This is a genomic window from Streptosporangium sp. NPDC001681 (assembly GCF_040298085.1).
Lineage (GTDB): Bacteria > Actinomycetota > Actinomycetes > Streptosporangiales > Streptosporangiaceae > Streptosporangium.
The window spans coordinates 1-21,947 of sequence record NZ_JBEOZN010000065.1 but is presented as its reverse complement, the minus strand read 5'-3'; the positions used below and the strand labels follow the sequence as shown (position 1 = coordinate 21,947).

Here is a 21,947-nt window from a genome sequence, read left to right as displayed (position 1 = left end):
GAACCGGCACTGCCCGGATGCCTGCTCACCTCGATCAGGCGGATCTCGCCGTGCTCCGGGCCGGTGTGGCCGCCGATGCGCTCATCGGTGTCTTGCCCAACTGGTCGACCTCAACAGGCGATCAGCCTTGCATGATCTGCGGTCGGCTGAAGACCGTGTTGTCGATGACCACGTCCGCCAAGCGCAGCGGGCCGACCTCGGCGACATAGAGACGCTCGGCCAGCAGGTAGCACCCGCGATGGAGGTCCTCCGCTTCAGAGTTCGAAGCAGCGACAGGGCCTCTGAACAGGGCGGAAGCATCTCCCCGACCCTTAATCATCCCGTGCATGTCTCCGAGACAGAACGCGCCAGGATCGTCCCTGGTTGCTGTCAGCGCTGCCGCCAACGGTCGCTGCATGCGGAACTATGCTCTTTGACGTTGTATGGGAGGAGCGGCAGGTGCAAAACAAATCTGGCGAGGTTGACCGCTTCATGACGGCCCTCGATCACCCGTTGAAGGCGGGTGTTGAACAGCTGAGATCAGCGATTTTGGCGTCGAACACGGATATTTCTGAGCATGTGAAATGGAACGCCCCGAGCTTCCGCTATGACGGAGAGGACCGGGTGACCTTCCGGCTCCGGCCGGGTGATCGGCTGCAACTCATCTTCCACCGCGGGGCGAAGGTCCGAGCCGACAGCGCCGAGTTCGCCTTTCAAGATCCCACTGGTCTCATGACGTGGCTCGCACCTGACCGGGGTGTCGTCACGTTCCCAGATCTGGAAGCCGTCCAGTCCCAGCAGGTGGCGGTGGTGTCCTTAGTGAACCAATGGGTTCGGGCGTAGAGGCGGGAAATGTTCAAGGCTCGGGCCGGAAAAGCGCCCCTGACCTGGGCCTTCGCTCTGAGAACAGGTGACGGGGATCGAACCCGTGCTGTCAGCTTGAGAAGTGCGGGGAGTACGGCAGGTGGCGCGGCCGAACTGGGCCTCGAACCTGAACGCTGAGACCATGCACGTGGTGGAAAGCGCAGCAGGGGCAAGCCGGGTCGGGGCTGTGTCAGTATCGCGTTGTGCGGGGTGGAAGGGCAGTGACGGGGGCTGGGGACCCGCTCGTCGGTGACCCACCGTGCTGTGCAGGGGTTCGCTACCGCGTTCCAGCTGAGGTGGCTCGTTTTCCTGTCAGGAAAAGTGGGCCTCAGGGCCCGGCCAGGCCCCATCATCGGTGAACTGCGATCCCCAGTAGAACGGGTTCACGTCACGAAGAGTGCGAACGCTCCATCCCGTCACGGCGAACTCGTCGGGCACGCCGACCTGGACGTCAGGCCCCCACAAGGCCAAGCGTTCCTGACAGATGCCACACGGAGGAAGGACGAGGACGCGCTCACGTCCTGGGTCCCGATACACGCACACGGAGGCGGTGACCTTCTTGTCGAGCGTGTAGGCCTGGCAGATGGCACCGGTCTCATGACACAGAGACACGCCGCCATTGAGGTTGTCCAGGCCGACGCTGGTGAGGATTTGCCCATCATCCAAGTAGACGGCTGCCGCACCACCTTGCTCGTCAGAAGGCCATCGCCGATCCAGCTGCGCGACAGCCGCGTCGACAAGTTTTTGATCAAGCTGCATGACAGCATCTTGACACATCAAGCAACCTGGCAGAGCGAGGACAAAGGTAGTCATACCGTACAGCCCTTTGGCTCCCACGTTGGCTCCCAGAAATAGGCCTCTGGCAGTTTGGTCACCTCGCTCATGGTCCCGCGTGGCGCGCACGCCCCCCGCCGGCTCTTCCCGTCGCCGTCGTCCCACCTACCGGGGAGCGGGCCAAAGCCAGGGTGCCGAGGTGAATCGCCCCACCGGACGAACGACCTTGACGCCCTGGCTCCCGGTCTGCTCGGCTTGCCCTGGGATGACGGCGGCAGGAAGATCCGGCACCCAACCACCTACAAACCCGGCTCATGCTCTTGGCGATCCCCCTGGAGCCGAAGTGTCCCCGTCGGAGGCACTTCACCACGACGTCGCTCAGCCAGTATGCAGACGCCGGCTCCGATGAGAAGCGCTGTTCCGGCATTGATCAGAACATCCATGGCGGCGATGTTGAGGCCAAATTCATACCCGTAGAGAGCGCGAAATACCATCCAAAAGCCGATGACCAGGGAAGTCATCGCAACTACTCGAAGCACTGAGGGCCACGAGTTTTTGCGAACGCGGTAGACAAGCGTGATCAGAAGGGGGAGGAGAATAACCGACAAGTAGAGCGGCCAGGGATCATGCATGAGGAATCTCGCCACATAGTCAAGAGGAGTCGGTTCGAAGCCGGACATAGCACATGATCGTAAAGCACGATGTTCCACGAGCGATAGGTGCTCGCGAACAATGGCATAGAGCCGCGGTGGCGCGGCCTGAGTACGGCGGGAGGAACCATACCTGATCTGGGCTTTTCTATGTTGCGAGAGTGGCGGAGCCTAGGAAATTCGAGCTCCTGACATCCTGCTTACAAATCGGCCCGATCTCGGGCTGTGCAGGCCGTGAGCTGGGCGGAGGGTCCCCGCGAGTGGCCGTGACCACCACCTGTCGACCACCCTTAAATGGCCCGCTAATGGCCCAACGTGCAGCCTGGCCGATCTACATGGTGGTCCCCCGGTCAGGCGCACATCCAGCAGTAGAGCAACTGATCATGCTTCTTCGCGCGGCGAGACAGCCCGACCAGTTCCTGGGCTACCGACTGGAGATACTCCATGTCGACCGAGCTAAAGTGCGAGAACTCCTCGATCTGCGCCCAGCGCTCCACCAGCGCCGGCAGCAATGCATCGTTGGCCTCAGCAAGCAGGTCACGCACATTCACCGAGAGCTCTTCGATGCCCGGCCCATCCAAGTAGGGTGAGTCCTCCGGCAGGGCGTCCCATTCCTCATCGCTCTGCGGGGCGCCTTCCAGCGGGGGATACAGAGCTACCATGCCGACCAGCTCCGTGGAGAGATCGACGTCGCCAATGAGTGCAACCAGCTTGTTTAAGGTTCCCCATGGGTCGATCCACTTGGTCTCCACCGCGTCGAACCCAGCAACCCCGTGAGGCTCTTCGATCGTGCGGGAAGCCTCTGGCCGAATAAGTGCCGCCTCACGATCGGCAGCGCGGTAGTACTCGAAAAAGAGACCCATATGAACCATCCTGTTCAGGTAGCGAGGGGCAATGCTGACATCAAGACCGACGGACAAGCCAGGAGATTACCGGGAGATCCTCACTCGGCCGTGAGAGTGGCTTCGGCAACCTGCTTGATGTACTGATTCCGAACCCGGATCAACCTGGGCATGTAGTTACGGAGAGCCAGCATTTCAGCGATCCTCCCGAGAGGACCGAGAGGCGCGGCGAATTCAATGACGTCGCTCATTACCGTACCGCCGTGGTCGTAAGGCTGGAAATAGTGAGCGTGGTACCAGTGTTTGAAAGGGCCTGACACCTGCTCATCGACGAAATAGTCAGGGCGATCGTAAGCGCTGATCGTAGACGTCATCCGCCAACGGATGCCGAAGTGTCGTGCCCGCCACGTAACGGTATCGCCCGGCGTCAAGCTACCAGCGGTCACACCTCCGACTGCTTTCTCGGAAGATCCCGCCATTGAGGCTGCGTGAACATCCACGTCCAGCGAGATGCCGAAGACTCGTTCCGGTGGCGCCATAACATGCGTGACAATCTCAAAGCTTGGCATGCGTCAAGCCTAAGGCAGCGTACTCCAGTGGAATATTCCAGACTGCTTCCTGCCATACCTGACTAGATGTCGTGCGGGAAACATAAACCGCATTAGCAGCTCGGGAGGTCGGCGTTCAGAACAGTCCCACCTGGACCAACGCCCCTGACTGGTCTTCCTGGAACGCGCTGGTGCGGCGGTGAACTGCAACCCGAGCGGGCTCGTGACCTGCGCGGATACGCGCACCCTCTCCCGGCCACCTACGAACTCTGCTCTTGCCCCTGCTGATGAGGAACCTGCGGGTATCGCCCAAGGCACGGCTCACCAGCCGTCACTGCCAGGCCCGCTCCACGGCCAGCAGGCGTGCGGCCTCCGTCTCGGTCGCGTCCCGGACCGTCAGCAGTTCGCCGTCCTCGTCGAGCACGGTCACGATCGCGGAGACCAGCACCTCGTCGCGGGAGCCGTCCTCACTCTCGATCCGCCGGTCGACGCCGAGGACGCCAGGCTCGTTCTCCCTCACCGGCTGCCAGAGCCGGGCCCGGCAGGTCGCGCCGGTGTTGGCTCTCAAAGGGCTCCGAGGATCTTCCGCGTGCCGCCTGAGGATCGTGAAGGTGGGTGCAGCGTCGGGATTGAGCTGCCTGGCGATCCGGGCACGGGTCCTCCTGAGGGCGGCGGCCTCCCAGTCCTCGTCGGGGCCGTCGGCCGTGTCGGGCTCTGGCAGGTCGGGCTGACGGCGCAGGGCCGGCCAGTCCGTGGCGGGAACGTATGCGGACGGCCGGGGCGCCGCCGTCGTCCTCTCCGGCCGGGCATGCAGGACGGGGTCGAAGACGTCCCGGATCGGCCAGAACCGTAGCAGCACATGCTCGGTCTGCGGATCCTCATAGAACTCGTGTCCTCTGCCCCAGACGGACGGGACCCGGTAGGTGCGCAAGCCGTACAGGAAGTACGAAGGCCCCAGCAGCAGCCGGTCGGGCCACGCCTCGCTTCCCACACTGACGATTCCCGAACCGGTGAGGTAGGCGTTCTCCCAGGTCAGCACCCAAGGAGCGTCAGCCGCCGGTGGTTCGGCGTCCCAGATCTCCACGCGTACATCAGCTTTACCGTGAGTGATGTCGCATTCGATGTCCAGGTGGTTCGACACCCTCAGGTATGGATGGGAGATCGCGGAATCGTCCAGATGCGGCCCAAAGTCTCCCACATAGAAATGTCCGTACTCGACGTCGTCCTCATAGTTGATCCTCCGCAGCACCTCTGCCACCGGTCGTCCTCCCGACGAGTGCAAGCCCATAGGAGGACCGACGGTAAACCTCAGGACCGACAGACCTGAGAGACTTTCGGGACCGGAGCATGACTACTAACAGCCCGGGCCCGGTTCAAGACGTAGGGGGGCTGGGTTGGAGACCTGCAGCCCTGAGGGGCGCCTGGGTCGAGTCTGAGCGACACCCGGCTTGTTGGCCTGTCTCGCGGTGGAGGCGAGTTGCGGCTGCCGGGGATTTGAACCTCGAACCCACGGATTAAAAGACCGACCTTGCGCTGTTCCAGACAGTTCAATGCAGATCAGAGGGTATGTGCGGCCCATCCTGAACAACTTTGAACGACCCTGTATTGCAACCCGAAGTGCAACCCTGGCCCGTCGATCGCCCCCAGGCATCTACGGCGGCCAAGCACAGCATGGCGATCGTAGGGAGCCGCGTCGGAGAATCTGAGCTACCCGTTCAAATCTTCCTGTGAGTTCGGCGGCAGGCTCAGCACCTCGTCGACCGCTTGGCTGATGATTTCGGGTTGCTCGAACGGAATCTGGTGACTGGCCCGTTCGGCGACCATCATCCGCCCATACGGGGACTGGTCGGCCAGAGCGTGATGGTCGGCGTTGAGATGCTCTAGATGCGCTTTGGGCATCCGCGGCCGCCGGCCTGCCGTGATCACGCGGATGGGCGCGGGCGGCAATCCGCTCTCCTGACGCGCCTGGGCGACCTCGCGCATGACGTTCTGCATCCCGGTCAGGGTGACGGCCAATTCGCGTAGCGGCTGCGCGTTGGTGCCGCCGAATATCGCACGCAGGCGCAGTAGCCGTGGGGCAAGAAGGAACGACAGGTCCCGTACGAGCGCTGAGCCTGGCGGGGTTCCGCTGGCGGTTGGATCCACGAAGACCAGTCCCGCCACGTCACTGGGATAGCGGGTGGCATAGAACTGGGTGACGAGCCCGCCGTAGGACCAGCCTACGAACACCGCTGGCAGTTCAAGATGCAGGGCGTGAAGAAGTCGGCGCAGGTCGTCGGCCATCTCGGTGACGGTACGGGCCTGCGATCCGCCGGAGCGGCCAACGCCGGCCCGGTCGTAGGTCACCACGGTGGCCCGCTCGGCTAACGTGCGCTCCAGATCCTCTCCCCAGCCGCCTATGCCCTGGCCTGAGCCGCCGCAGTCGAGAACCACGGTAGGACCTTTCCCGCGGACCTGTGCGCAGAGCGCGTGATCGCCTACATCGACCATCATCGGCGTCGGGACATCGTTGTTTCCAGGTCTCTCACCCCATTCCATGACGTCAATTTAGATTGACAATCATATTGATGTCAACTGAGGTTGACGCATGACCGAAGGCCTCAGCATGGGCAGGCATGATCGCACTCGTGCGATTGCCGCGGATGGGTCGTAGCTGGTCAACGCCTCTGACGATCAGACGGTGCGATCATGGAGCACTCGCATAGGTCGGCTTCCTCATCGCCCTTACGAGGTGGTGATGCCTTGCGGCGGTGCGGCCTGGTGCGGTGCGTTGACAGGTACGGCGGGGCCGACGATCGGCGGGCGGGCCGATGCCCGCCGCCGTTCGGGACCGGCGCCCACGCCGCACGCCCGGACGGCGGGCGGTGGGAGGGTCGTGCGGCGGCGCGCCGCGCCGCCGCCTTGAGTCAGACGCTGGCGGCGGTCCACCCCCTGTCGAGTTTGGCCAGCAGAAGCCTGGCGCCGGGCCGGTGGCCTCCCCCTTCGGAGGGATCATCCATGACGCGGTGGAGCACATCCGCGGCGCTACGGACACGACTTGTGATGCCTTCGATCAGGGCGACGGATCCGGACGAGGGATCTTCGTAGGTCTCGAAACCCGGCTCAGGCTGGAAGCAACCCCACCAGTCCAGCAGCGTGTTGAGAGCCTCCTGCCGGGGCGGACCTGGTCGGTCGCTGATGACCCGTAGGAACACGCTCGTAGCCGGGACTGCGGCCGGGTAGAGAGTGCCGGCGTGATCGTTGCTGACCGTAGACCGCAGATCGGCCAGCGCGCGGACGGCTTGTCCGGCGGAGGCGGAGTGCGCCAACACCTCCACCGCGGCTTGAGCATCCTCGGGACGGTACCAACACGTGCCGGGTATCCGGCTCCAGTCCACCATCTCCACCGTCGCTCCTCGAAGGCGTCCCGCAGCGATTCTTCCAACGCGACCTGCGCGGATGCGACCAACATCATTCCGCGTATATTCCGCGAACACCGACTCAGGGCCGCTCAGAGCGGCATACGGCTGCACACCCCGGAAACGATCAACGGCGCCTCACCAAGGCTAAGTGCCTGGCCAGACGCCGTTTGTGATGCTCAGCGGAGAGCGTGGGATTCGAACCCACGAGACCGGTCACCCGGCCTAGCGGTTTTCAAGACCGCCGCCATCGTCCACTAGGCGAGCTCTCCTGGTGACACGTCCCAAGAACGTGTCAGATTGCACACTAGTCTCTCATTGGCCCGGACGTGCCCGAGACCCGGCAGGCGCTGAACAACAAAGCGGAACATCAGCCTGCCGGGCCGGCGGGTCAGGGTTGGGGACCGGCGAAGCCGTCGCCGACCGAGGCGGCCAGGCGGAGGTAGGACTCGCGGGTGGCGGGCTGGAGCCGCTCCAGGTCGATCTCCGCGCCCTCCTCCAGATGCGTGTCGTAGGGGACCCGGATGACCGCGCGGCAGCGGGCCGCGAAGTGGGCTTCCAGGCGGTCGAGGTCGACGGTCGACTTCGACCTCGGGCGGACGCTGCACAGCACCACGGTGGCGGAGCGGACCAGCTCCTCGTAGTGGTGGGCCTCCAGCCAGTCCAGGGTCGCCGAGGCGGCGCGGGCGCCGTCCACGGAGGGTGAGCTGACCAGGACGAGCTGGTCGGCCAGCCCGAGCACGCCGGACATCGCCGAGTGGAGCAGGCCGGTGCCGCAGTCGGTGATGCAGATCGAGTAGAAGTTCTCCAGGACCTGGGCGACCGACTGGTAGTCGGACGCACTGAACGCCTCGGACACCGACGGATCACGATCGGAGGCGAGGATCTCCAGGCGTGAGGGGGCCTGCGAGGTGAAGGCCCTGATGTCGACGTACCTCTTGATCTGCTGGCGCTCGTTGAGCAGGTCGCGAACCGTCGCGGAGGTTTCGAGCTCGACCTTGTCCGACAGGGTGCCCCGGTCGGGGTTGGCGTCGACCGCGATGACCCGGTCTCCGCGTACCTGAGCGAGGGTGGCGCCGAGGCCGACCGTGGTGGTGGTCTTGCCGACACCGCCCTTGAGACTGAGCACGGCGACGCGGTGGTGGCCGGTGGCCACCGGGGTGCGCGCGCGGCCGACCAGCTCGCGACGGCGGCGGACCTCGGGGGACTCGCCCGGCTTGATCAGTCCTGCGGACGCCTTGTAGACCAGCTTCCGCCAGCCCCCGGCGGGCGCGTTGCGGCGCCCGCGGAGCAGCGACTCCGGATCCAGGCTGTCGGCCGATGGCCGGGGGGCCGTGCCCGGAGGGTGCTGCCTGGCCGGCGTGCCGAAGGCGGCCGCCGGAGCCGTCTGACGGCGGCGTGCCTGGTACGGCTCCCGCACCGGTTCGGCCGCGTCCCTGCCGGGTGCGAAGGGGTTCTCCCGTTCCATCCGCTCCTGGGCCGAGGTGGCCTCCCACCCGGAGACGGCACCGCGTTCCTGGGATGGGCCGCTCTCCCGGCCGGGTGCGAAGAAGTTCTCCCGTTCCGTGCGTTCCTGGCCGGCGGAGGAGTCCGAGAAGCCGAAGGCACCCGTACCGGAGGAACGTTCCGATGACGGTGACGCGGCCGGCTCCGGCCGGTCGGTGCCAAAGGCGTCGGGTGCCCGGAACGGCTCGGCCTGCTCGGGCTCGTGGGAGGGCGGAGAGACGGGGGCCGGAGCGGGGGCGAAGCGCTCGGATGATTCCTTCGCCGTCGGTGTCGTCGTGGATTCGCCACCGGTGGGGAACCGGTCGGTTTCCACCGAACCGAAGGTGAACCGGTCGGCGGTGGGAGCGGGCAGGTCACCACCGGCATCGGCCGCGGGCCTGTCGGCCCCGGCGCTCTCCACGGAGAAGTCTCCACTGCCGAAGGAGAAGGCCGTGCCGCCCGGGTTGGACTGCGCGCGGTCCTGGCCGCCACCGCCGAAGCCTTCACCGCCGAAGCTCTCACTGCCGAAGCCGCCGCTGCCGAAGCCGCCGCTGCCGAAGGAGAACCGGCCAGGGTCGGTGCCGCCGAACTCGTCGCTGCCGAAGGTGAACCGCTGGGTGTCCGAGGAGGCCGACGCGGCCGGCTCAGGCTCGGCGGTCCCGGCGGACAAGGCGGATGAGGCGGATGAAGTGGCCGAGGTTGGTGAAGTGGCCGAAGGAGACGACGGGGCGGGATCGGAGGACTCCGCCTGGCGCTGGGGTTGCTCGAACAGGCCGCGGGACGGCTCGTGCGCGGGCGCCGCGAACGGGGTGCGGATGTGCGGCTCGGTGAAGTCCCCCGGAGCGCTGTCGCCGGGCTCCTGGCGCGGCAGGGGCTTGAGCGGCGCGAGAAAGCCGTCGTTGTCCTGCTTGCCGGATGCCGGGGCGGGCACGGTGAAGGAGCTCACCGTGTCGGAGGCCTCCATCCAGTCGGCCGCGTCGGCGTCCTCGACCGGCGGTTCGGCCGTCGGCGAGCTCGTGGCCGGGTGGGCCGAGTCGACGGCCGCGCGGAACAGCGGCGAGGACGCCGTGTCGGGCTCGGCCGGGACCAGACTCCAGGGGTCCTTCGGGTACGGCGAGACGACGGTGTCGTCCACCGTGGTGGCCTGCACCGCCAGGGCCGGCGCCTCCTCCTGCTCTTTGATGGCGTCAAGCCACGCGAGCTGTTCCTCGAGAGATTCCTCACGATCGTGTCTTGCCACCGTGTTCCCCCTCGGGATGGGCATAAAAGGGCAGCAAACACATAGCAGGTTAACGCCCTGTGTTCTTGTCAACGCGAGCAACCACCAAGTTGGCTTGGCGGATACCTTTGCTCACATGCGCGCCATCGTGATCGATAAACCAGGCGGACCGGAAGTTCTGACGTGGCGGGAGGTTCCCGACCCGTTACCCGAGCGCGGCGAAATCATCATCGACGTGGCGGCCTCCGCGGTCAACAGGGCCGACGTGCTGCAGCGGCTGGGTTTCTACAATCCGCCCGCCGGCGCCTCTCCGTACCCGGGACTCGAGTGTTCCGGTGTGGTCGCCGAGGTGGGGCCGGACGCCGTGGGATTCGCGCCGGGTGACCGGGTGTGCGCGCTGCTCAGCGGCGGCGGGTACGCGGAGAAGGTCGCCGTGCCCTGGCAGCAGGTCATGCGGGTGCCCGACGGCGTCGACCTCGTCGAGGCGGCCGGGCTGCCCGAGGTGGCCTGCACCGTCTGGTCCAACGTCTTCATGACCGCGCGCCTGCGGAAGGGCGAGACCCTTCTCGTGCACGGCGGCGCCAGCGGGATCGGCACGATGGCCATCCAGCTGGCGAAGGCGTTCGGCTCGCGGGTGGTCGTCACCGCCGGGTCGCCCGAGAAGATCGCCCGCTGTCTGGAACTGGGCGCCGACGAGGGGATCGACTACCGGCGGGAGGACTTCTCGGAGAAGGTCGAGGCCGATGTGATCCTCGACATCATGGGGGGCAGGTACCTGCCGGGGAACGTCAGGGTGCTCAGGACGGGCGGGCGGCTGGTCGTGATCGGCCTGCAGGGCGGCACGAAGGGCGAGCTGGACCTGGGAGCCCTGCTGGCGAAGCGGGCCTCGGTGCACGGCACCACCCTGCGCGCCCGGCCCGTCGACGAGAAGGGGGTCATCGTCCGCGGGGTGGTGGAGAACGTCTGGCCCCTGGTCGACGCCGGGGCGATCCGGCCCGTGGTGCACGCCCGGGTGCCGCTGAGCGACGCGGCCGAGGCTCACCGGATCCTGGAGTCCGGAGAACACACCGGGAAAATCCTGCTAGTAGGTTGAAGACTATGAACGCTGAGGAGAGCACTCCGCACATCGTTGTCGTGGGCCCCCATGGCTCTCAGGAAGATGAGACCTCCGAGGGACGATCGGTCGCCGACCTGGTCGAGCAGCCCGCCAAGGTGATGCGTATCGGCAGCATGATCCGTCAGCTCCTGGAGGAGGTCCGGGCGGCTCCGCTGGACGAGGCCAGCCGCAAACGGCTCAAGGAGATCCACCAGAGCTCCATCAAGGAGCTGGAGGACGGTCTGGCGCCGGAACTGGTCGAAGAGCTGGAACGGCTGTCGCTGCCGTTCACCGAGGACGTCAACGGCGCCCCGCCGAGCGACGCGGAGCTCCGGGTCGCCCACGCCCAGTTGGTCGGCTGGCTTGAGGGGTTGTTCCACGGCATACAGACCACGCTCTTCGCCCAGCAGATGGCGGCCCGCGCCCAGCTGGAGAACATGCGCAGGGCCCTGCCCGGCGGCATCTCCCTCCAGCAGCAACAGCAGGAGGGGCACGGCGCCAACCCCGGCCCCTACCTGTAGGGCCTCAGGGGCTGTAGAGCCGTTCGAGGACTCCGGCGACCCCGTCGTCGTTGTTGGCCGCGGTCACGTGATCGACCGCGGCCAACACCTCCGGATGGGCATTGGCGACGGCGTACGAGACGCCCGCCCAGCGGAGCATCGGAAGATCGTTTGGCATGTCGCCGAAGGCGATCACTTCGTGTGGCCCGATGTCGCGCGTCATGGCGAGATGGGCCAGCGCCGAGGCCTTCGTGACGCCGTGCGCGCTCATCTCGATCAGTGCCCGGCCGCTGGAGTGAGTGGGGGTGACCAGATCGCCGACCAGCCCGCAGACCGCCGCGTGGAGGATGTCGGGATCCATCGTGGGGTGGAGTGCCAGCAGTTTGGCGCAGGGCCGCGAGGTGAGCGTGGTCGTCCCCACCCGGAGTCCGGCGACCGCCCTGCTGTCCCACCCGCCGAGACGGAAGTCCGATTCGTGGGCGAATCCACCCTCGTATTCCACTGAGAAGGCGAGGTCGGGAACCTTTTCCCTGAGCCGTCTCACCACCTCTTCAAGCACGTCCGGGTGGATGAGGTGGGATTTGACGATCTGTTCGGTGTGCAGGTCGTAGACGAGGGCTCCGTTGGCGCATATGGCCAGCCCGCGATGGCGCACGGCTCCGGCGACCGTGTGCATCCAGCGGGGCGGCCTGCCGGTCACGAAGACCAGCGCCGCCCCGGCGTTCTCCACAAGCGCAAAAGCGGCGGCTGTACGGGGGGAGACGGTGCCGTCCGAACGCAGAGCGGTGCCGTCGAGGTCGGTGGCGACCAGCCTGGGGCTTCGCATAACAAGTCCCAGTCTGCACTGTGATGGCCGGGGTGTCGGCCCCCAGCATCCCGTCCCAGGAATCTTCCTGATGGCGGGAACACGCATGCGCCGGATAGTGTTAGATGTGATGGCGTTGTATTAGCTGAATCCCGTTGTGAAAACCAGTTTGACTGAGCCACCCCGGGGCCCGCTGTACGACACATGGGGTTCATGAGGTGTGAATCCCAAAGTTTCAAATCCTGAGGGAGAGCTTTAATGGCTCAGGGAACCGTCAAGTGGTTCAACGCTGAAAAGGGCTTCGGCTTCATCGCACCGGATGGCGGTGCACCGGACGTGTTCGTGCACTTCTCCGAGATCCAGGGCAACGGCTACCGTAGCCTCGAAGACGGCCAGCGGGTCGAGTTCGAGATCACCCAGGGCCAGAAGGGCCCGCAGGCCTCGCAGGTCCGCGCCGTCTGACGCATAGACCTCTTGGTTGAACCTGTTTGACCGGAAGGCGGGGTTCGCTCCTGGCGAACCCCGCCTTCCGCATTTCCGGGACATCCCAACTCGCGGCCGGGCGATCATTCGGCCGTCCGGGTGGCCGCCCGTGCGGCCCCACCGCCTCCGCCCGCGAACACCGGCCCCCGCGCCGCCCCCGCCCTCGTCGGCGGCCGGAAGGCGAGAGCCTCATCGGTGGACAAGACCCGAGAGCCGCCAGGCGAGACGCCGGCGGAAGGCCGGGCTGATCGCCAGGGCCCGCAGGACCAGGTTCCTGATCGGCCGCAGGCTCCCGTGCATGTTGGCCAGTCTGGAGAGCCGGCCGGCGAAGGTGACGGGGCGACGGTCGGCGGTGTAGCGGTCCAGATCCACCCGTCCGCCGCTGAGAGCGATTGTGAGGGCTTCGGCCAGGGCGGTGGCGCCGGGGATGTCGATGTCCACTCCCTGCCCTCCTGCGGGACTGTGGACGTGCGCGGCGTCGCCGGCGAGCAGGACCCGCCCGGCACGGAAGGTGCGGGCCACCCGGTGGTGGACGCGGAAGCGCGTCCCCCAGACGACCTCGCCGACCACCGCCCGCCCCCTTCGCGCGCCCCGGGTGTCCAGCAACCCCTGGACGAAGGCCACGTCGGGGTCGCGGGGTGCCTCGTCCACCGTGGAGACGATCCGGTGGGTGCCGTCGGGCAGTGGTGCGACCACGACCAGCCCGGCGGGTGCGAAGTAGAGGACCACCTCGTCGTCCGGCACCCCGCCGGTGAGCCGCACGTCGGCCAGGCTGAACGACTCCGCGTACTGCCCGCCCTCGAACTCGATGCCCGCCTGTTCGCGGACCGTGCTGTGCATGCCGTCGGTAGTCGCCATGTCCCGCGAGGAGATCGTCGCCTGGCTCGGCCCCACCGTGCAGCGCTACCTCACGGACTGACCGCCCTGGTCGGTTGGAGGGCCGCGGGGCGGTCTGCGCCATGAACGCGTGAAGACCCCGCCGTACCTACGACGGGGCCTTCGAAGACGGCTACTTGACGGGTTCGAGCACGTCGAGGCCGACGTACGGGCGCAGGGCCTTGGGCAGCACGACGGAGCCGTCGGCCTGCTGGTGGTTCTCCAGGATCGCGACGATCCAGCGGGTGGTGGCCAGCGTGCCGTTCAGGGTGGCCACGTGCTGGGGCTTGCCACCGGAGTCACGGAAACGCACCCCGAGGCGGCGGGCCTGGAAGTCGGTGCAGTTGGAGGTCGAGGTGAGCTCGCGGTAGCGGCCCTGGCTCGGCACCCACGCCTCGCAGTCGAACTTCCGGGCGGCCGAGGTGCCCAGGTCTCCGGCCGCGGTGTCGATCACCCGGTAGGGCAGCTCGACCTTGGCCAGCATCTCCTTCTCCCAGTCGAGCAGGCGCAGGTGCTCGGCGTGCGCCTCCTCCGGCCGGACGTAGGAGAACATCTCCACCTTGTCGAACTGGTGGACCCGGATGATGCCCCGGGTGTCCTTGCCGTACGAGCCGGCCTCGCGGCGGAAGCACGAGGACCATCCCGCGTAGCGGTACGGCAGCGCGGAGCCGTCCAGGATCTCGTCGCCGTGGTAGGCCGCCATCGGCACCTCGCTCGTGCCGACCAGGAACAGGTCGTCGCCGGGCAGGTGGTAGACCTCGCCGGCGTGGGCGCCGAGGAAGCCGGTGCCCTTCATCGACTCCGGCTTGACCAGCACGGGTGTGATCATCGGGACGAAGCCCGCCTCGATCGCCTGCTGCATGGCCATGTTGAGCAGCCCGAGCTGGAGCCGCGCGCCGACGCCCCGCAGGAAGAAGAACCGCGAGCCCGACACCTTCGCGCCGCGCTCCATGTCGATGGCGCCGAGCAGCTCGCCGAGCTCCAGGTGGTCTCTGGGCTCGAAGTCGAAGGACGGCTTCTCGCCGATCTCCTCCAGGACGACGTAGTCGTCCTCGCCGCCCTCCGGAGCGCCCTCCTCCACCAGGTTGGGCACCGTGTAGATCAGCTCATCGAGCTCGGCGGCGAGCTTCTCCGCCTCGGCCTCGGCTGACTTGACCTGCGAGGAGAGATCCTTCGCCCGCTCCAGCAGGCTCGCCTTCTCCTCCCCCGAGGCGCGGGAGACCGACTTGCCGACGGTCTTCTGCTCGGCGCGGAGCGTCTCGAAACGGCTCAGCGCACCACGTCGGCGCTCATCAAGGTCGAGCAGCGTGTCGACGACAGAGTCGTCCTCACCGCGGGCACGCTGCGACGCCCGTAGCCGGTCCGGATCCTCACGAAGGGTACGCAGGTCAATCACAGTCACAGGCTACCGAGGTACGGCTCGCGTCCGCGCCCGGTTTGCTCCGTAGCGGCCGGCGATCAGCTCTGGCCGGTACGGATCCTGTCGAGCCAGGCGGCGGCCTCGGCGAAGTCGTCGTTGTTCGTACCGCGCTTGATCTGCGGTGCGAAGGCGTCGGCGCGCGGGTAGCTGCCCAGGAAGCGCACCTTGGCGGAGATCCGGTGCAGACCGGAGATCGCCTCGCCGACCCGGGCGTCGGCGACGTGGCCCTCGAAGTCGAAGTGGAAGAAATAACGGCCGATGCCGTCGCCGGTGGGCCGCGACTCGATGCGGGACAGGTTGACGCCGCGGACGGAGAACTCGGTCAGCATCTCCAGCAGCGCGCCCGGATGGTCGTCGGCCAGGAAGACCACCAGGGAGGTGCGATCGGCACCGGTCGGCTCGGGCAGCGGGCCGGGACGGGTCACCCGGACGAACCGGGTCACGGTGTCGGTGCGGTCACCGATCCCGGTCGCGAGCTGGACGAGGCCGTAGTGCTCACCGGCGATGCGCGCGGCGATGGCCGCGTCGTACGGCGAGCCGGGGATCGCGACCTCCTGCGCCGCCGCCGCCGTCGACGGGGCGGCGACCACCACGGCGTCGGGCAGCTCTCGAGCTGTGAAGTTGCGGCACTGGGTGATGGCCGCCGGGTGGGTGAAGACCCTCTTGATGTGTCCCATCTCGGTGCCGGGGCGCGCCAGGAGCGAGAACTCGACGGGCAGCAGCAGCTCCGCGGTGATGAGCAGCGGCTCCCCCTGGGCGAGCTCGTCAAGGGTCGTGGTGATGGCGCCTTCGAGTGAGTTCTCCAGCGGGACGACCGCTCCGTCCGCCTCGCCACGCCGGACCGACTCGAGGGCCGCGGTGATGTTCGGGCTCGGCAGACGCTCGGCCTCCGGCGCCAGGATGCGCAGGGCCTCTTCGGTGAAGGTTCCCTCCGGTCCCAGGTAAGCGAATTTCGGCATGACCTCAGGTTATCCGGCGACTGTCGAAAAATGTGCCCAAGATCGCACCTCCGGGCCGTTTGGTCCTCCCCAAGACCACCCGAGGTCGCTCCGCATTAAGCTGCTTCGCCCTACAAGTCACATCAAACTTGGTCATTTCACACCACGGATCACCCCGTATCAGCGGAGCGCCTGGAATGCCGCTCTCCGCCTGGGCAGCCACACCCCCAGCAGCCAGACCAGGAAAAGCGCGCCCAGCCCGAACCCGTTCTGCACGATCTTGCCGAGCACGGGGCTGAGCACCGGGATCTCCGCCGCCTTGATCGTCACCCCCCACCAGGGGATCGGCAGCACGTAGTAGAGCCAGACCCCGGCGGCCACCCGGACCCTGACCGGGTCGCGCCCGTCGCCGGCCAGCGCCCCGAGCACCACGACCACCCAGGCCAGGTGGTGGATCCAGGCGACCGGGGAGAGCAGCACCGCCATCAGCCCGACCAGGGCGACCCCGGCCATCGGGTGCCCGTCGAGCAGCGCCCGGCGAGCGTGGCGGAAGCCGTACCAGGCGACCACCGCGACCAGCGCCACCCAGAGCAGGCTCGTCAGCACGTCGGGCAGGTAGAGCCGGATGAGCATGCCGCGCATCGACTGGTTGGTGGTCGCGGCGTTGGCACCGAGCCGCTCGGGGTCGAGCAGCGCGCGGAACCAGAAGTCGGCGGCGTCCGCCGGGATCACCACGAACGGCAGCAGGGTCAGCAGCGCGGCGGTGAGCGCGGCGACGAGGAAGGTGTCGCGCTGCTCCCGCCTCGCCCCGGGGCCGAAACCGGTGATGAGCAGGTAGATCAGGAAGACGCCGGGGGTGAGCTTGACCGCGGTGGCCAGGCCGATCAGCATGCCGCGCGGCCACACCGGTCGCCTGGCCACGCAGTCGGCCAGGCAGAGCGCGACGAGCAGGATGTCCACCTGGCCGAAGCGGACCTGGTCCCTGATCGGCATCAGGTAGGTGCACGCGATCATCAGGACGGCGAACAGCAGCGGCGCCCACAGCCGGTCCATCCCGCGCAGTCTCTCCAGACCACCCGCCCAGCCCGTCCCACGAGGCCGGGTACGCGCATCCGCCCGTACCAGGTCTCCGGTGGGCGTACCGGGAACGACCACCGGCGAGGCCGGCACCGCGCCCTGGGTGCCCGTCCCGGTGAGCAGGGCGCGGAAGGAGAGCCCGACGGTGACCGCCAGGGTCAGGAAGATCAGTGCCGTCCACGCCCACTGCGCCGCCGGCCACGACATCGCCGCCAGCGGGGTGGCCAGCAGGGCGGCCACCGGCGGGTAGGTGAACGGCAGCAACTGCGGCGCCGGGGTGACGAACCCGTAGACGGACCGGCCCTCCAGCACCGCCTCCCCGCCGGTACGGTACACATCCAGGTCGACCAGGCGCTGGTCGTCCACGTTGCCCAGCCAGTAGAGCACCAGCGGGGCCACCGCCGCGGCGACCAGCAGCAGAGCGGGCAGCCAAGGTAGCCACCTCAACCACGTCAGCCACGTCCACGTGCGCCGTCCGGCCGTGGTCACCTCGCCAGTCCTCACGACCAGGCAGGCTACCGTGGGGCCGGGGAAACGGCCGCCCGACGGATACGGACAGGGGAACGGATGGCTTCGACACCGCGCGGTCGCGGGCTCGCGCGTCCGGCCGCCACCGGGACGCCCGGCGCCGCGACACGGCCGGGGCGGCCCGCGCGGCCGACGCGCCCCCTGCCCACCGGGACTCCGCCCGCCGAGGTCGTCATCCGGTACGGAACACGCGGGTCACGCGGCTCGGAAAAGAATCGGCCAACGGGGTTCTCCAGGACCGTGCTGATCACCATGTCCCTGCTGCTGGCCGGGGTCTGCGGGCTCCTGGGAGCCCTTGGTACCGGTACGGCGAGCGCCTCGGTGGCGAGGGCGCTTCCCGAGCGGGTCGTGGTCATCGGGGTGCCGGGGCTGGAGTGGAGTGACCTGGACCCGGAGCGGACCCCGAACCTGTGGAGGCTCGCGGGCGAGGGCGGGTCCGCCTCCATGTCCACCCGGGCGGTTCCGCCGCCGGACCGGGGGATCACCTGCCCGGTGGCGGGCTGGCTGACGGTCTCCGCGGGCCAGCGGGCGGGTGCCCCGGGCGCGGGCTGCGCGCTGCCGCGCACGCCGGAGGCGACCTCCGACGGCGGGGCGAGCGTGCCCGGCTGGGACGAGCTGTCCGCTTTCAACGCCACCACCTCCTACCGGCCGGTGCTCGGGCAACTGGGTCGGCTCGCGGCCGGAGCGGGCCTGAAGGTGGCCGCCGTCGGGCCGGGGGCCGCGCTCGCCGCCGCCGACACATCAGGAAAAATCGCGAAATACGCGGCGAATATCGAGGAACTCGGCGAGCTGTCCCCGTACGGGCTGATCGTGGTGGAGGCCGACGACCTGGCCAGGGCCTGGATCGGCGGCGGCCTCACTCCGGACGGCGCCCCGGTCTCGATGACCGCTCAGACCAGGCGGGAGGCTGTGGCCAGAGCCGACCGCGTGGTGGGCGCGGTCCTCGACCGCCTGCCCCCGCCACGCGCGGCCGCCACCGCTCCGGCGACGCCCCCCACTCCGACCTCCGAAACCACCCGGGCCCCCGGAACCGCGCAGACTCCGGAAGCCGGGAAGACACCCGGGAGCGGGACCACGGTCCTGCTCGGCGGCCTGGCCGACACCTCGATCGCGCCGCACCTGCACGTGGCGATCGCCCGGGGCCCGTCTCCCGGCGGTGAGCCGTACCCGCGCGGCTACCTCACCGCCACCTCCACCCGCCAGGACGGCCTGGTCGCCAACACCGACCTGACCGCCACCGCGATCGACCTGCTGGGCCTGCGGGCCCCGAACGGGGTCGTCGGCCGCGCCTGGCAGGGCCAGGAGCCGAGCGGGGAGCCGGTCGCGGCGACCGTGCGGAAGCTGGCGGACGACGACCTGGCGAGCCAGGTGCTGCGCGAGGTGCGAGGACCGTTCTTCGCGGTGTTCGTGGCGGTGCAGATCCTGTTCTACCTGCTGGCCGCCGTCGCGATCCGGCGGGGCTGGGGCGGCTCCCGAGCCCTGACCGCCGTCCAGGTCGTCGCCGTGGTCAGCGGGGCGATCGCGGTCTCCACCTTCCTGGCGCAACTCGTCCCCTGGTGGAGCCTGCCCGCCCCGATGGCCGCGGTGATCGTGACGATCCTCGGATTCGCCTGCGTGATCACGGGGGTGGCGTTCGCCGGGCCGTGGCGGACGCACCCGCTGGGCCCGCTGACCGTGGTCGCCGCCATCACCTCGATGGCGCTGCTGGCCGACGTGATGACCGGTTCGGTGCTCCAGGTGAACGCGGTCACCGGCTACGAGCCGGTGACCGGCGGCCGCTTCTACGGTTTCAGCAACATCGCCTTCGCCGTCTACTCCGCCGGTACGATCCTGGCCCTGGCCGGGACGGCCCAGTGGCTGATCTCACGCGGCCGGCGCGGGCTCGCGCTCGCGGTGTGCGTGACGTACGGGGGGCTGGCGGTGTTCGCCGACGGCTGGCCCGCGTGGGGCGCCGACTTCGGCGGGGTCCCGGCGTTCCTGGTGGGGGTCGCCATCCTCGTGATCCTGCTGGCCGGCGGGCGGGTCTCACCGGTCAAGCTGGGCCTGGCCGGTCTGGCGGGTGTCCTGCTGATCGGCACCATCGCGGTCGCCGACTGGCGCAGGCCCGCCGACCAGCGCACCCACCTGGGCGCCTTCGTCCAGCAGGTGCTGGACGGGGAGGCATGGACCGTGGTCGGCCGCAAGTTCGGCGCGATGATCGGGGTCACGGTCGGCAACTGGTCACTGTCCCTGCTCACGCTGGTCGCGCTGGCGTTCCTGTTCCTGGTGCTCGACCGCCCCTCGCGATGGGGGGCCTCGGCCCTGGGCCGGGCCTACGCGCTCTCGCCCGCGCTGCGCGCCGGGCTGATCGGCGCGCTGGCCTGCGCGCTGATCGGCTTCCTGATGAACGACTCGGGCATCGCGATCCCGGCGATGGCGCTCACGGTCGCGGTTCCACTGACGCTCGCCGCCTCCGTGCGCGCCCTGGCGCTCTCGCCGCCCAGCACACCAGGGCGATCGTCAGTGCCAGCAGCGTCCACGGCACCACCCGCTCCCTGAGCAGGGTCTTCATCCAGAGCAGGTCCTCGGGGCGCAGCGCCTCCCTGGCCGGCAGGTAGCCCAGCGACAGCGCGACGACCCTGGCGACCATGAAGCCTTCCAGCACGGGCCAGGACGCCATGGCCAGCAGCGCGAAGGCCAGCCCGTCGTACCAGGGCAGCGCGTACGGCGCGGCGAACAGCCAGGCGACCACCATCACCGCGGCGACCGCGGGCGCGGTGTCGCCGGGCGCGGTCTCCGCGGGCAGTGCCCGCAGCAGCAGCCAGGCCAGGCAGACCATCAGCAGCAGGGAGCCGATCTGGATCCAGGCCGAGTACGCGCCCGGCCCGAAGAGCGACTGGAGCCCCACCTTGACGAGCTGCCAGGGCGTGGCGAGGGAGACCTTCCTGCTGGCGGCGCTCACCTGGTCGAGCACGTGCGGCCCGGCGACGGCGTAGATCGCCACCACGGTGGCCGTCGCGGTCCCCGCCACCACGGCGAGCCTGCCCGGCGAGCGGCGCAGCTCCCACGCCGGGCCGAGGGCGACGAGCCCGGCGTTGAGCTTGACCCCGATGCCCACCCCGAGCAGCAGCCCGGAGGCGGCCCCGCGAACCGTGAGCGCGGCGACCATGCAGGCGATGGCGAGGGTGTCGATGTGCATCCCCGCGCCCAGGTGGTAGATCATCAGCGGGTTGGCCGCCCAGAGCAGTGCCGCCCGCCCGCGCAGTTCCTCGTCCCCCCTGGCGAAACGGTGCAGTAGCAGCGCGGTACCGATGAACGCCGCGGCGTTGACCGCGGCCATCACGAAGACCGTCAGCCGGACCGAGTCGCCGCCCACGAGGCTCGCCAGCGCCTGTACCGCGGTGGCGACCGGGCCGTAGACGCTGGTCACCCCGGCCCACTCCTCCACCGCGCCGGTGACCGGATCGTGGGGCAGCAGGGCGGGGGTGACCGCGTAGGGGTCCTGGCCGAGCGTGACCAGCCTGCCGTACGCGGCGTAGTTGAGATGGTCGGCCGAGCCCGAGGGCGGCAGGAAGGCGAGCAGCCCCGCGGTGGCGCAGCCCGCCATGAGCAGCCATCGCGCCTCCGGCCTCCACCGGGACCTGAGCGCGGCGGCGAGCCCGAGCCCGCCCAGGACGATCGCGACGGCGCCCATGGCGATGACCAGATGGGCGCTCACCGGAACGTCCAGCGAGTACGGCGGCTGCCAGGACGGCCCGGGCAGCCTCGGGACCATGGCGGAGGGCCCCAGCAGCCCGATCAGGACCGTGACCGCCACCGAGAGCCCCATGGCCCCGAACGCGGCGATGTCGAGCCTCCGCGGCATGCCGCCGAGGGGACTCCGCCTCTTGTCGCCGACCGACGCCTCCAAGCTCACCCGCAGATTCCAGCACATCCCACAGGTGCCCGGTGCGGCGGCGGACCGGACGGCCCCGCGAGGAGCGGCGGACGACCTGTTCTCCCGGTGGCCCCGGCCGTCCCCGCATCCCGCGTGTGACCTCGGCCGACCCGCGGCGACTACCCGCACCGCCGACTCTCGCATGGCCTCTGACCTGCAAAGACATCACAGGTCTGGAGGCCGCGAGTCCTCGCCGGACCCGCGAGGGACCGCTCGCCGGGTGAATGTCGCCAGGCTCAGCGGCGGACCAGGAGGGCGCGGGCGACGTCACGGAACTGCCTGGCCCGATGGAGCTGGGCCCGCCAGTCGGTGCCGGTGGCCCGGTGGGCCATCTCCACCTGGACCTCGCGTACCCGAAAGCCCTTTCTGAGCAGATCGATCGTGAGACCGGTCTCCACGCCGAAGCCGTGGGCCAGTGGCCGGGCGGCTTCGAAGGCCGCCCGGGTCAGGCAGCGCTGGCCGTTGAGCGGCTGGACGGGCGTCCAGCCGGTGGCACGCTCGACGCCCTCACGGGCGAGCTTCACGACGAACCCGTGGCCGCCGAGCTTC

At 68.7% G+C, this 21,947-nt stretch carries 21 protein-coding genes, 1 tRNA gene and 1 pseudogene; 6 read left to right on the top strand and 17 right to left on the bottom strand.

Annotated features, from left to right (window positions below; all coding sequences use genetic code 11):
- Positions 1-121: 121 nt before the first annotated feature.
- Positions 122-397, bottom strand: coding sequence for a nucleoside/nucleotide kinase family protein (locus ABT130_RS26950; RefSeq protein WP_350959775.1), 276 nt, complete (start codon positions 395-397; stop codon positions 122-124).
- Positions 398-438: 41 nt separating this feature from the next.
- On the opposite strand from ABT130_RS26950, the gene ABT130_RS26945 reads away from it, so the two are divergent.
- On the top strand, positions 439-822 hold the full coding sequence (locus tag ABT130_RS26945; protein ID WP_350959772.1) for a DUF1801 domain-containing protein: 384 nt from the start codon (positions 439-441) through the stop codon (positions 820-822).
- 333 nt (positions 823-1,155) lie between these two features.
- Here the strand turns inward: ABT130_RS26945 and ABT130_RS26940 are convergent, their stop codons facing one another.
- The 9 genes from ABT130_RS26940 to ABT130_RS26900 form a co-directional block, all read right to left on the bottom strand.
- Positions 1,156-1,602: a cytidine deaminase gene (locus tag ABT130_RS26940; RefSeq protein WP_350959769.1), complete on the bottom strand. Its 447-nt coding sequence runs from the start codon at positions 1,600-1,602 to the stop codon at positions 1,156-1,158.
- Positions 1,603-1,916: 314 nt separating this feature from the next.
- The gene (locus ABT130_RS26935; RefSeq protein ID WP_350959767.1) at positions 1,917-2,297 is read right to left on the bottom strand and encodes a hypothetical protein; all 381 of its coding nucleotides are present in this window, start codon (positions 2,295-2,297) and stop codon (positions 1,917-1,919) included.
- A 320-nt stretch (positions 2,298-2,617) separates the two neighbouring features.
- On the bottom strand, positions 2,618-3,187 hold the full coding sequence (locus ABT130_RS26930; protein ID WP_350959764.1) for a hypothetical protein: 570 nt from the start codon (positions 3,185-3,187) through the stop codon (positions 2,618-2,620).
- A 23-nt stretch (positions 3,188-3,210) separates the two neighbouring features.
- Positions 3,211-3,678, bottom strand: coding sequence for an SRPBCC family protein (locus ABT130_RS26925; RefSeq protein ID WP_350959762.1), 468 nt, complete (start codon positions 3,676-3,678; stop codon positions 3,211-3,213).
- A gap of 310 nt (positions 3,679-3,988) precedes the next feature.
- Complete coding sequence (locus tag ABT130_RS26920; RefSeq protein ID WP_350959759.1) at positions 3,989-4,915, bottom strand: hypothetical protein; 927 nt, start codon at positions 4,913-4,915, stop codon at positions 3,989-3,991.
- Between the two features lie 449 nt (positions 4,916-5,364).
- The gene (locus ABT130_RS26915) at positions 5,365-6,195 is read right to left on the bottom strand and encodes an alpha/beta fold hydrolase (RefSeq protein ID WP_350959757.1); all 831 of its coding nucleotides are present in this window, start codon (positions 6,193-6,195) and stop codon (positions 5,365-5,367) included.
- Between the two features lie 368 nt (positions 6,196-6,563).
- Positions 6,564-7,043, bottom strand: a complete 480-nt coding sequence (locus tag ABT130_RS26910) for a hypothetical protein (protein WP_350959754.1) — start codon at positions 7,041-7,043, stop codon at positions 6,564-6,566.
- A gap of 195 nt (positions 7,044-7,238) precedes the next feature.
- Positions 7,239-7,327: transfer RNA gene (locus tag ABT130_RS26905), tRNA-Ser, on the bottom strand.
- 119 nt (positions 7,328-7,446) lie between these two features.
- The gene (locus ABT130_RS26900; protein WP_350959751.1) at positions 7,447-9,780 is read right to left on the bottom strand and encodes a nucleotide-binding protein; all 2,334 of its coding nucleotides are present in this window, start codon (positions 9,778-9,780) and stop codon (positions 7,447-7,449) included.
- Between the two features lie 115 nt (positions 9,781-9,895).
- On the opposite strand from ABT130_RS26900, the gene ABT130_RS26895 reads away from it, so the two are divergent.
- A complete protein-coding gene (locus tag ABT130_RS26895; RefSeq protein WP_350959748.1) occupies positions 9,896-10,852 on the top strand; it encodes an NAD(P)H-quinone oxidoreductase in 957 nt (318 codons plus the stop codon).
- Between the two features lie 5 nt (positions 10,853-10,857).
- Positions 10,858-11,376 (top strand): bacterial proteasome activator family protein, encoded by a 519-nt coding sequence (locus ABT130_RS26890; protein WP_350914018.1) that lies wholly within the window; start codon positions 10,858-10,860, stop codon positions 11,374-11,376.
- A 4-nt stretch (positions 11,377-11,380) separates the two neighbouring features.
- On the opposite strand, the gene ABT130_RS26885 is transcribed toward ABT130_RS26890, so the two are convergent.
- The gene (locus tag ABT130_RS26885) at positions 11,381-12,181 is read right to left on the bottom strand and encodes an HAD family hydrolase (RefSeq protein WP_350914016.1); all 801 of its coding nucleotides are present in this window, start codon (positions 12,179-12,181) and stop codon (positions 11,381-11,383) included.
- A gap of 237 nt (positions 12,182-12,418) precedes the next feature.
- Here ABT130_RS26885 and ABT130_RS26880 point away from each other — a divergent pair, with 237 nt between their 5' ends.
- Complete coding sequence (locus tag ABT130_RS26880; RefSeq protein ID WP_012886943.1) at positions 12,419-12,622, top strand: cold-shock protein; 204 nt, start codon at positions 12,419-12,421, stop codon at positions 12,620-12,622.
- 210 nt (positions 12,623-12,832) lie between these two features.
- Here the strand turns inward: ABT130_RS26880 and ABT130_RS26875 are convergent, their stop codons facing one another.
- The gene (locus tag ABT130_RS26875) at positions 12,833-13,516 is read right to left on the bottom strand and encodes an FAD-dependent monooxygenase (RefSeq protein ID WP_350959838.1); all 684 of its coding nucleotides are present in this window, start codon (positions 13,514-13,516) and stop codon (positions 12,833-12,835) included.
- Between ABT130_RS26875 and ABT130_RS26870 the strand changes: the two genes are divergently transcribed.
- The gene (locus ABT130_RS26870; RefSeq protein WP_350959836.1) at positions 13,482-13,562 is read left to right on the top strand and encodes a TetR/AcrR family transcriptional regulator; all 81 of its coding nucleotides are present in this window, start codon (positions 13,482-13,484) and stop codon (positions 13,560-13,562) included. The two genes, ABT130_RS26875 and ABT130_RS26870, sit on opposite strands and share 35 nt — an antisense overlap.
- 90 nt (positions 13,563-13,652) lie before the next feature.
- Here the strand turns inward: ABT130_RS26870 and serS are convergent, their stop codons facing one another.
- The 3 genes from serS to ABT130_RS26855 form a co-directional block, all read right to left on the bottom strand.
- Positions 13,653-14,915, bottom strand: coding sequence for a serine--tRNA ligase (serS, locus tag ABT130_RS26865; protein ID WP_350914010.1), 1,263 nt, complete (start codon positions 14,913-14,915; stop codon positions 13,653-13,655).
- A 62-nt stretch (positions 14,916-14,977) separates the two neighbouring features.
- Complete coding sequence (gene pheA, locus ABT130_RS26860) at positions 14,978-15,898, bottom strand: prephenate dehydratase (RefSeq protein ID WP_350959745.1); 921 nt, start codon at positions 15,896-15,898, stop codon at positions 14,978-14,980.
- A 159-nt stretch (positions 15,899-16,057) separates the two neighbouring features.
- Entirely contained in the window at positions 16,058-17,458 is a 1,401-nt protein-coding gene (locus ABT130_RS26855; protein WP_350959742.1) for a glycosyltransferase 87 family protein, read from the bottom strand.
- Positions 17,459-17,722: 264 nt separating this feature from the next.
- Here ABT130_RS26855 and ABT130_RS26850 point away from each other — a divergent pair, with 264 nt between their 5' ends.
- Positions 17,723-20,020 (top strand): hypothetical protein, encoded by a 2,298-nt coding sequence (locus ABT130_RS26850; protein WP_350959739.1) that lies wholly within the window; start codon positions 17,723-17,725, stop codon positions 20,018-20,020.
- On the opposite strand, the gene mptB is transcribed toward ABT130_RS26850, so the two are convergent.
- Both mptB and ABT130_RS26840 read right to left on the bottom strand, forming a co-directional pair.
- Entirely contained in the window at positions 19,902-21,377 is a 1,476-nt protein-coding gene (mptB, locus tag ABT130_RS26845; protein WP_350959736.1) for a polyprenol phosphomannose-dependent alpha 1,6 mannosyltransferase MptB, read from the bottom strand. The two genes, ABT130_RS26850 and mptB, sit on opposite strands and share 119 nt — an antisense overlap.
- Before the next feature lie 257 nt (positions 21,378-21,634).
- A pseudogene (locus ABT130_RS26840) lies at positions 21,635-21,947 on the bottom strand (glycosyltransferase family 2 protein); the annotation flags it as partial.

What these genes read in the sequence shown, in the direction of transcription:
- ABT130_RS26950 (WP_350959775.1), bottom strand. Translation starts at nt 397, where the DNA reads ATGCAGCGACCGTTGGCGGCAGCGCTGACAGCAACCAGGGACGATCCT.
- ABT130_RS26940 (WP_350959769.1), bottom strand. Translation starts at nt 1,602, where the DNA reads ATGCAGCTTGATCAAAAACTTGTCGACGCGGCTGTCGCGCAGCTGGAT.
- ABT130_RS26935 (WP_350959767.1), bottom strand. Translation starts at nt 2,297, where the DNA reads ATGTCCGGCTTCGAACCGACTCCTCTTGACTATGTGGCGAGATTCCTC.
- ABT130_RS26925 (WP_350959762.1), bottom strand. Translation starts at nt 3,678, where the DNA reads ATGCCAAGCTTTGAGATTGTCACGCATGTTATGGCGCCACCGGAACGA.
- ABT130_RS26915 (WP_350959757.1), bottom strand. Translation starts at nt 6,195, where the DNA reads ATGGAATGGGGTGAGAGACCTGGAAACAACGATGTCCCGACGCCGATG.
- ABT130_RS26895 (WP_350959748.1), top strand. Translation starts at nt 9,896, where the DNA reads ATGCGCGCCATCGTGATCGATAAACCAGGCGGACCGGAAGTTCTGACG.
- ABT130_RS26890 (WP_350914018.1), top strand. Translation starts at nt 10,858, where the DNA reads ATGAACGCTGAGGAGAGCACTCCGCACATCGTTGTCGTGGGCCCCCAT.
- ABT130_RS26885 (WP_350914016.1), bottom strand. Translation starts at nt 12,181, where the DNA reads ATGCGAAGCCCCAGGCTGGTCGCCACCGACCTCGACGGCACCGCTCTG.
- ABT130_RS26880 (WP_012886943.1), top strand. Translation starts at nt 12,419, where the DNA reads ATGGCTCAGGGAACCGTCAAGTGGTTCAACGCTGAAAAGGGCTTCGGC.
- ABT130_RS26870 (WP_350959836.1), top strand. Translation starts at nt 13,482, where the DNA reads ATGCCGTCGGTAGTCGCCATGTCCCGCGAGGAGATCGTCGCCTGGCTC.
- pheA (WP_350959745.1), bottom strand. Translation starts at nt 15,898, where the DNA reads ATGCCGAAATTCGCTTACCTGGGACCGGAGGGAACCTTCACCGAAGAG.